Below are 7,796 nucleotides of genomic sequence, written 5' to 3' on the forward strand. Positions count from 1 at the left end.
GCACCGGCTCGGCCACCGGGGGCGGCGTCGGGCGCGGGCTTTCCGGCGCCGGCGCCGCAGCCGGGGCAACCACGGGCGCAGCCACCGCCGCTACCGGGGTGACGCTGGCTGCGGGAGGGGCGACCCGGGCGACCGGTGCAGCGGCCACCGCGGCAGGCGCTGCGGCCATGCCGCTGCCCTGCGCGGGGCTGCCGGCGCCGTTGTTCACCTCGGTACCGGTGCCCGGATCGCGCGGCACCGGCGGTACCGCGGCGGCCGGTCGGAATGCCAGCATGCGCAGCACGGCCATTTCGAAGCCCGCACGCGGGCTCGGGGCCAGGTACAGGTCGCGTCGCCCACCCAGCGCCATCTGGTACCAGAGCTGCACCACTTCCGGGCGCAGCCGCTGGGCGAAGGCGGCGGCATCGATCCCCTCGCCGTCGGACTGCGCGCCCGGCACCAGCTGCTGTACCTGGATGCGGTGCAGCGCCTCGGCCAGCGCCTCGAGCACGCCGCTCCAATCCGGCGAGAACTCGGCCAGTGCGGCGACCACCTGCAGCAGGCGCACGCCGTCGCCATCGGCCAGGGCGTCCAGCATGGCCGCCACCTGGGTGCGGTCGACCGTGCCCAGCATGGTGCGCACCACGTCTTCCCGCAGCGCGCCGCCCGCGTAGGCAATGGCCTGGTCGAGCAGCGACAGGCCATCGCGCAGGCTGCCGTCGGCCGCCTTGGCCAGCTGCACGATCGCGGTCGGGTCGGACTCGATCTCCTCGGCGGCCAGGATCCGGGTCATCTGGCCCTGGATCTGGTCTTCGTCCAGCCGCTTCAGGTTGAACTGCAGGCAGCGCGACAGCACCGTCACCGGCAGCTTCTGCGGGTCGGTGGTGGCAAGCAGGAACTTCACGTGCTCCGGCGGCTCTTCCAGCGTCTTCAGCAGCGCATTGAACGCCGCCTTGGAGAGCATGTGCACTTCGTCGATCAGGTAGACCTTGTACTTGCCCCGCGAGGGCATGTACTGGGCGTTCTCGATCACCTCGCGGACGTCATCCACGCCGGTGTTGGACGCGGCATCGATCTCGAGCAGGTCGATATAGCGCCCGGCATCGATGTCCAGGCAGGCCGGGCACTGGCCGCATGGGTCGGCGCTGGTGCCCTGCTCGCAGTTCAGCGATTTGGCGAAAATGCGCGCGATGGTGGTCTTGCCCACCCCGCGGGTGCCGGTAAACAGGAACGCATGGTGCACCCGGCCGCTGTCCAGCGCATTGCTGAGCGCACGGACCACGTGTTCCTGGCCCACCAGCTCGGCAAAACGCTTCGGACGCCACTTGCGGGCAAGGACGAGATAGGACATCAGGCCACCGTCTTCATCGGGACGTCCATTGTGCCACGCCTGTCCAGCCCCCCTGCCCTCCGTCTCGTGCCGCTTGTGCGATTGCGATTCCCCCGCTAGAATCTGCGCCCCTGCAGCGGGTTATCGCAGCAGGTCCGGAGAGGTGTCCGAGCGGTTGAAGGAGCACGCCTGGAAAGTGTGTAAGCGTCTAAACCGCGCTTCGGGGGTTCGAATCCCCCTCTCTCCGCCACACACATGAAAAGGCCGCCCTACGGGGCGGCCTTTTTGTTTGCGCGACGCAAAAGAATCCCCGGTAGAGCCACCCCATGGGTGGCTTCGGTCCCCGGCGCGCAGCCACCCATGGGGTGGCTCTACCCCGCCGGCATAGCAACGGGCGACGCAGATCCCCCTCCCGTCACGGCAACATGCTCCAGTGCACCTTGCCGCGATGGCCCTTGCGCAGGCACAACGCGCGCGCGGGAAAGGCCACGACGGTGCCGGTGTCACCCACGCCCACCTCGCCGGGATGCAGGGTCCAGCGCGCGTCCGGCGCCGGTGGCGGAATATCGAAGCGGATCATGATGGCCTGGTTGAGGTCTCCGCCCTGGCGCGGCCCCCAGATGACATCGCTGTTGAGGTCGAGCCGGCGCGCGTCGTACCGGGCCGGGCGGCGCTGGCGGGCGCTCAAGGCCGTGCTGAATCCGCGATACAACGCCGGATCGGCGGCGATGCGCTGGCCGTCTTCCCGCACCAGATACGCCCCTGCCGAGGAATACCACAGCGGCACCGGCGCTTCGCCCGGGCCCCACACGGTCGGCGCATAGGCACCGTGCTGGCGCGTGTCGTAGCGCCGCCGCCCTGCATTGCTCGCGCTCAACGCCAGCCACACCACGTTGTCCTCCTGGCCCGGCGCGGTCTCCACCAGCCAGTAATCCAGCACCAGCGCGATGTCGCGTGCCGGCTGCCCCGCCATCGCCGGCAGCGTCGCCTGCACCGGCGTGTGACCCGGCGTGTCGCAGACCACGGCCGTGTCCTTGACCACGTACGTGCACCCTGACACCGACGCTGCCAGCACCACGCAGGCAGCGATCTTCGCTCTGAACATTCCGGCCTCCTGCCTCACCTGTCCGCCCCCGATGGTAGCGCGGCGGACCAACAGCGGGTTCCGTGGCACAGTCGCGCCACCCCGCCACTGCCTGCAGCCCCATGTCCACGATCCGCGCCTTCACCACTGCCGATGCACGCGCCTGCCTGGCCATCTTCGACGGCAACGTCCCGCAGTTCTTCGGTGTGCATGAACGCGCGGATTTTTCCGCTTACCTGCAGCAGCCTGCACGCGCTGTGGACTACCTGGTGATCGAACGCGGCGGCCGGGTGGTGGCCTGCGGCGGACTGGCGATGGACGATGCGCTGACCGCCGCGTTCTGCTGGGGCATGGTCGACCACACCGTGCACCGGCAGGGGTTGGGCCGTGAACTGGCGCAGGCGCGCCTGCAGCAGGCACGCGCACGTGGCGCGCGCCGCGTGGTGTTGAGCACCAGCCAGCACACCTGCGACTTCTATGCCGCGCTGGGGTTCGTCATCACCCGGGTCGTGACCGATGGCCACGGCCCGGGTCTGGACGCGGTGGACATGCAACGCATGCTGCCGCTGGAGTGAGCGCCAAAGGACTCAGGTGCTCGACAGCTTCATCAGCACCAGCCCGCTCACGATCAACACGGCCGCGGCGATGCGCATCGCACTCACCTGCTCGCCCAGGAACGTGATGCCGATGACGAACGCACCCACCGCGCCAATACCGGTCCAGATCGTGTACGCGGTGCCCAGGGGCAAGGTGCGCATGGCCAGCGACAACAGCCAGAAACTGGCGATCATGGTGACCACGGTGATGATGCTGGGGGTGAGCTTGCTGAAGCCGTCGGACTGCTTCATCGCGAACGCCCAGACGATTTCCAGTACGCCGGCTGCCAACAGATAGATCCAGGCCATGTGGCCCTCCTTTGATAGGGGCCAGGCCGTCCTGGTCAGTGTGTCCCGCTGCGGGGGAGGCCGTTCCTCCTGCGGCGATTCTAGCAACGCCGCACCACGGCCAGCACCTGCACCGCCGCCGCTTTTCGCGGCGTTCAGCCCCCGGCTACCGCCGATTCAGCCACGCAGGCGCGCGGCAGGCGTGGCATCCTGACCCGCCCTGGCACAGGAATGCCCGCATGACGCTCGATTCAACGCTCGCCCCCTGGCTGGAGCAGGCGCTGCAGTCGCCACTGCCCGACGAGGTGGTGGGCCTGTCATTCAACCTCAGCGAAGGTGCGGCCGGCGACGATGCCGGCTTCTGCATCGAACTGGTCGGTACCGACCGTTTCGACGCGGGCGACAGCGACTGGCCCTGCGATGAAATCTGGGCGCCGCCGCAACGCGAGATCGAGCTGCCGTATGCACTGACCGGCCAACGCTGGGAAGAGTGCCTGGTGGCGGTGCGCGGACAGTTGCTGCAGGCCCTGGCCACGCCCCGCTTCGGCCCGCGCCTGACCGCGCAGGTGGAGGGCATCGGGCTGGGTTTCGTCGATGGCGACCTGCAGCTGCTCTGGCAGCGTGCCGGCTGAGTGGCGCGCCGCTGGCACTGCACGCGGCGCATGCGCTAGAATGCGCGACTGCACTGCGGGGCTGTCCCTGCACTGCACCTCCGGCGCCCGCTGATTTCGATCACCCGGTGCCTGGAACGTCTCTATGGTGGCCCCGTCGGCCCCTCGCGACGCTAGGTCGAAAATCCCGCCAGGGCCGGAAGGCAGCAACGGTATCGATCGACGCGGGCGCCGAGGTCAGCCGGCGGGGCCGCCACCTTTTTGGGCTCCCGCCATCGCGCGCGTACCGCCGGCCGTTGCTCGGCTGCCCTCAACGCGCCGCGGATATCGACGTCAGCCGACCAACGGTCGGCTCTACGCCGCGGGCGTGCCCTGGTGGAACAGCACGCGCCACGCCGTGCCGTGCAGCCGCCACAGCGAACTGCGCAGCACCGTGCGCTGGCGCACGCCGTCGACCACATACCAGCTGCGATAGCGCACCTGCGCCACGGTCGGGGCCAGCAGGGCAACGCGGTAGTCGTCCGAGACGATCTCCACCACGGCGCGTTCGGCGGGAATCTCGACCAGCGCGGCGGCGCGCCCGTAACAGCTGCCCGAGCTGCCGATTTCGCTGAAATCCGGATCGAGCAGCGCCTCCAGGCGCGCGGTATCGGCACGCACCACCGGGTCATGCAGGGCGCGCTCGAGCGCTTCCAGGTGGGCGGCCAGCGCGGCGGTGTCCGTCGCCGGCGCCATGTTCAGGGCGGATCCTGCGCCAGCACGTGCAGGGCGGTCGGCGCGGCCAGCGCCACGCATTCGCCCGGCAGCGCCACGCGATGCCCGCGCTGGCGCAGCGCGGCGCCATCGGCCTCGCTGGCGTAGTGGTACAGCATCATCCGCGCCTGCAGCTCACGGCTGTACTCACGCTCCAGGTCGTCCACGCCGGTATGAGACGGGTTGCCGTGCAGGCCGCAGTCGTGCGCGATCAGTTCGTTGTCGTCGGCGTAGCGGGCCAGCATTTCCGGAATCGGACGGGTATCGCCGCTCCAGGTCACCGCGCCCTTGAGGCGCAGGCCATAGGCGGTTTCCGGCCAGTGGTGGCGCACCGGGAACACTTCCAGACGCACCCCGTCGTGCCAGAACGCATCGCCGACCACGATCAGCTGGAAGGCGTCCCAGAAGTTGGCGCCGCCCTCGGCCAGCACGTTGGGATAGTCGGCCACGCGCTTGTGCAGCAGCGGCACCACCGTGGCCGGCACATACACGCGGATGCGCCCGCGCCGGTGCGGCGAAAAATACGCATCCACGAACAAGCGCTCGAAACCGGCCACGTGGTCCAGGTGCACATGGGTCACGAACAGCGCCTGCGGCACCTGCCCGTACTGCGCCAGGAAGGCGGTCAGGCCTTCGCCACCGCAGTCGATGGTGAGCCAGGGCCGGCCGTCACGCTCGATCACCGCCATCGGCGAGCCCAGCTGCACGGCCGACGCATTGCCGACCCCCATGAAGCGCAGTGCCCAGTCCATCAGTAGCCCCGGTTCCAGGCCAGGTCGTAGGCGCGGCGCAGCCGTGCGTAGTCTTTTTCCACGTCTTCCACGCTGCGCTCGCCGCGCAGCTTGAGCAGCGACCGCAGCAGGCGCTTGAGGTTGCGCTCGCGCCAGCGCGTGGCCGGAATGCGCTGCACGCCGCGGTCGAAGTCGATCAACCAGCCGTGGCCGTTGGCATCGAACAGGATGTTGTGTGCGTTGAGGTCGGCATGGTCCAGCCCGGCGCGGTGGAAGCGCGCGATCAGCCGGCCGGTTTCTTCCCAGGGCGCGCCGCGCCCGGCCACCAGCGCGCGGTCGGCCAGCGAGCGCACGCCTTCCAGCCGCTCCATCAGGATCGCGGCACGGTAACGCATGCCCTCGCGCATGTAGAACGCGGCGATCGGGCGCGGTACCGGCAGCTTCAGCGCGCGCAGGGCGCGCATCAGGCGGAATTCGGCAAAACTGCGGGTGCGGTCGGCACCGCGCCACAGGTAGGCGTCGCGGCTCAGCTTGGCCGCCATGCCGCCGCGCAGGTACTGGCGCAGCACGCACTGCCCGAACGGCGCATCCACGAACCAGGCGCCGCCGCGGCCGCCATCGCCGACCGGCCGCGCCCGCTCTGCCCAGTGGGCCGGCGAGAACAGCTCGATCTCGGCTTGCCGCAGCCGTTCGCGGTCGAACAGAATGGCACCCAGTCCGCGTCCATCACGGCAGGGCGTCAGCGCTTCATTGGCGTCGAATGCGACCATTCCTTCGAGTCTAACAACACCATGGCACCAACGTCCTCTTCCTTGTGTCTTTTGCGTTTGTCCGCCCTGGGCGATGTCACCCACGTGGTGCCGCTGGTGCGGACCCTGCAGCAGGCCAGGCCGGGCACGCCGCTGCACTGGATCATCGACAGGGCCGGGCACAAACTGCTCGATGGCCTGCCCGGGGTGGTGTTCCACCCGTACGACAAGAAGACCGGTCTGGCCGGCATGCGGGCGCTGAAGGCCACCTTCCCGCCCGGCCGTTTCGAGGCCCTGCTGCAGATGCAGGTGGCCTTCCGCGCCAACGTGCTGTCGGCGTTCGTGCCGGCCGTGCGCCGTATCGGCTACGACAAGGCGCGCTCGAAGGACCTTCACGGGCTTTTCATCAATGAACGCATTCCCGACCGCCCCGGCATCCATGTGCTGGACGCGATCGGCAGCTTCGGCGAGCCGCTGGGGATCGTGCAGACCCAGGTCAGCTGGGACCTGGCGGTGCCGGCTGCCGCGGTGGAATGGGCGCAGGCGCAGTGGCAGGACGATGGACGCCCGGTACTGATGATCTCCCCCTGCTCCAGCCACGTACGCCGCAACTGGTACGCCGACCGCTACGCCGCGGTGGCCAACCATGCCACCGCGCGCGGCTGGCGGGTGGTGCTGTGCGGGGGCCGCAGCGAACTGGAGCGCGACATGAGCGATGCCATCCTCGCCCAGCTGGATACCCCGGCGTTGGACCTGGTCGGCAAGGACACGCTGAAGCAGCTGCCGGCGCTGCTGGCACGCGCCGCGCTGGTGATGACCCCGGACTCGGGTCCGATGCATATCGCCAACGCGGTGGGCACCAAGGTGCTGGGCCTGCACGCGGCCAGCAACCCGCACCGCAGCGGCCCCTACTCCGACCGACGCTACTGCGTGGACCGCTACGACGATGCCGCGCGCAAGTACCTGGGCAAGCCGGCCAGTGCGCTCAAGTGGGGCACCAAGATCGAATTCGACGACGTGATGCAGTTGATCACCGTCGAAGACGGCATCGCCGCGTTCGAGCGCTACGTGGCCGATCACCGGCCTGCATAGACGGTAGTGCCGGCCGCTGGCCGGCAACATCCTCCGACGTCAGGTGATGCGGGGTTGCCGGCCAGCGGCCGGCACTACCGCCTGCGCATCGCAGGCCGACGAAGTTACGCGCCCTTGGGTGCGTAATCCTTGTACGACTTCTCTTCCACGTAGCCCGAGCCCAGCGCCAGGTTGATGGCCTTCTTGATGCGGGCGCGTTCGTCGTTCTGCAGGTACACGCTGCGGGCCAGCGCGACGAAGTCCTCGTTGAAGGCCTGCGCCTTGTCCTGCAGGCGGATGTTGTCCTCGATGTCCCACAGGCGCTCGTTGACCGCCTTCAGGTCGGCACGCAGGCGCGCGATGTCCTTGACCGCGGCCGGATGCGCCATCCAGGTCTTGTCCAGCGCGCTCAGCTCGGCATGGATGTTGGCCAGCTTGGCCGCATCGTCGATGCGCTCGGATTTGATCTGCAGGATCGAGATCTTGTCCAGCAGCTCGCCAAAGGACACGGGAACAAGGATTTCAGCGGTCATGGGGGCCATCCGTTACGTGAGGCCGCCAGTTTAACGGACCCGGCAGTCAACCCACGCCGAACCGTCTGCGT

At 69.0% G+C, this 7,796-nt stretch carries 9 protein-coding genes, 1 tRNA gene, 1 other RNA gene and 1 pseudogene; 5 read left to right on the plus strand and 7 right to left on the minus strand.

The window, feature by feature from the left end:
- Window positions 1–1,330: pseudogene (gene dnaX / locus DBR34_RS10580) on the minus strand (DNA polymerase III subunit gamma/tau); the annotation flags it as partial.
- Window positions 1,331–1,466: 136 nt separating this feature from the next.
- Between dnaX and DBR34_RS10585 the strand changes: the two are divergent.
- Window positions 1,467–1,559: transfer RNA gene (locus DBR34_RS10585), tRNA-Ser, on the plus strand.
- A 165-nt stretch (window positions 1,560–1,724) separates the two neighbouring features.
- On the opposite strand, the gene DBR34_RS10590 is transcribed toward DBR34_RS10585, so the two are convergent.
- Window positions 1,725–2,414: a hypothetical protein gene (locus DBR34_RS10590; protein ID WP_128096758.1), complete on the minus strand. Its 690-nt coding sequence runs from the start codon at window positions 2,412–2,414 to the stop codon at window positions 1,725–1,727.
- Between the two features lie 101 nt (window positions 2,415–2,515).
- On the opposite strand from DBR34_RS10590, the gene DBR34_RS10595 reads away from it, so the two are divergent.
- Window positions 2,516–2,968, plus strand: a complete 453-nt coding sequence (locus tag DBR34_RS10595; RefSeq protein ID WP_128096759.1) for a GNAT family N-acetyltransferase — start codon at window positions 2,516–2,518, stop codon at window positions 2,966–2,968.
- Window positions 2,969–2,980: 12 nt separating this feature from the next.
- Here DBR34_RS10595 and DBR34_RS10600 read toward each other — a convergent pair whose 3' ends face one another.
- Window positions 2,981–3,298, minus strand: a complete 318-nt coding sequence (locus tag DBR34_RS10600; protein ID WP_128096760.1) for a multidrug efflux SMR transporter — start codon at window positions 3,296–3,298, stop codon at window positions 2,981–2,983.
- Between the two features lie 218 nt (window positions 3,299–3,516).
- Between DBR34_RS10600 and DBR34_RS10605 the strand changes: the two genes are divergently transcribed.
- Together DBR34_RS10605 and ffs are read left to right on the plus strand one after the other, a co-directional pair.
- Window positions 3,517–3,909, plus strand: a complete 393-nt coding sequence (locus tag DBR34_RS10605) for a hypothetical protein (RefSeq protein WP_128096761.1) — start codon at window positions 3,517–3,519, stop codon at window positions 3,907–3,909.
- 133 nt (window positions 3,910–4,042) lie between these two features.
- Window positions 4,043–4,139: signal recognition particle sRNA small type (ffs, locus tag DBR34_RS10610), an RNA gene on the plus strand.
- 103 nt (window positions 4,140–4,242) lie between these two features.
- Here the strand turns inward: ffs and DBR34_RS10615 are convergent.
- From DBR34_RS10615 to DBR34_RS10625, 3 genes are read right to left on the minus strand one after another with little or no spacing between them, the layout of a single operon-like run.
- On the minus strand, window positions 4,243–4,623 hold the full coding sequence (locus tag DBR34_RS10615; RefSeq protein ID WP_128096762.1) for a DUF4440 domain-containing protein: 381 nt from the start codon (window positions 4,621–4,623) through the stop codon (window positions 4,243–4,245).
- Between the two features lie 2 nt (window positions 4,624–4,625).
- On the minus strand, window positions 4,626–5,393 hold the full coding sequence (locus DBR34_RS10620) for an MBL fold metallo-hydrolase (protein ID WP_128096763.1): 768 nt from the start codon (window positions 5,391–5,393) through the stop codon (window positions 4,626–4,628).
- Entirely contained in the window at window positions 5,393–6,142 is a 750-nt protein-coding gene (locus DBR34_RS10625; RefSeq protein ID WP_128096764.1) for a 3-deoxy-D-manno-octulosonic acid kinase, read from the minus strand. The genes DBR34_RS10620 and DBR34_RS10625 overlap by 1 nt, the downstream gene beginning before the upstream one ends.
- Window positions 6,143–6,163: 21 nt before the next feature.
- On the opposite strand from DBR34_RS10625, the gene DBR34_RS10630 reads away from it, so the two are divergent.
- Window positions 6,164–7,213, plus strand: coding sequence for a glycosyltransferase family 9 protein (locus DBR34_RS10630; RefSeq protein WP_128096765.1), 1,050 nt, complete (start codon window positions 6,164–6,166; stop codon window positions 7,211–7,213).
- A gap of 104 nt (window positions 7,214–7,317) precedes the next feature.
- On the opposite strand, the gene DBR34_RS10635 is transcribed toward DBR34_RS10630, so the two are convergent.
- On the minus strand, window positions 7,318–7,725 hold the full coding sequence (locus DBR34_RS10635) for a DUF6165 family protein (RefSeq protein WP_128096766.1): 408 nt from the start codon (window positions 7,723–7,725) through the stop codon (window positions 7,318–7,320).
- Window positions 7,726–7,796: the final 71 nt, after the last annotated feature.

It is taken from the genome of Stenotrophomonas sp. HMWF003 (assembly GCF_003061285.1).
Classification (GTDB): domain Bacteria; phylum Pseudomonadota; class Gammaproteobacteria; order Xanthomonadales; family Xanthomonadaceae; genus Stenotrophomonas; species Stenotrophomonas maltophilia_AP.

Bases quoted from the DNA above. Each gene is read 5' to 3' on its own strand.
- DBR34_RS10590 (WP_128096758.1), bottom strand. From the start codon at position 2,414: ATGTTCAGAGCGAAGATCGCTGCCTGCGTGGTGCTGGCAGCGTCGGTG.
- DBR34_RS10595 (WP_128096759.1), top strand. From the start codon at position 2,516: ATGTCCACGATCCGCGCCTTCACCACTGCCGATGCACGCGCCTGCCTG.
- DBR34_RS10600 (WP_128096760.1), bottom strand. From the start codon at position 3,298: ATGGCCTGGATCTATCTGTTGGCAGCCGGCGTACTGGAAATCGTCTGG.
- DBR34_RS10605 (WP_128096761.1), top strand. From the start codon at position 3,517: ATGACGCTCGATTCAACGCTCGCCCCCTGGCTGGAGCAGGCGCTGCAG.
- DBR34_RS10615 (WP_128096762.1), bottom strand. From the start codon at position 4,623: ATGGCGCCGGCGACGGACACCGCCGCGCTGGCCGCCCACCTGGAAGCG.
- DBR34_RS10620 (WP_128096763.1), bottom strand. From the start codon at position 5,393: ATGGACTGGGCACTGCGCTTCATGGGGGTCGGCAATGCGTCGGCCGTG.
- DBR34_RS10625 (WP_128096764.1), bottom strand. From the start codon at position 6,142: ATGGTCGCATTCGACGCCAATGAAGCGCTGACGCCCTGCCGTGATGGA.
- DBR34_RS10630 (WP_128096765.1), top strand. From the start codon at position 6,164: ATGGCACCAACGTCCTCTTCCTTGTGTCTTTTGCGTTTGTCCGCCCTG.
- DBR34_RS10635 (WP_128096766.1), bottom strand. From the start codon at position 7,725: ATGACCGCTGAAATCCTTGTTCCCGTGTCCTTTGGCGAGCTGCTGGAC.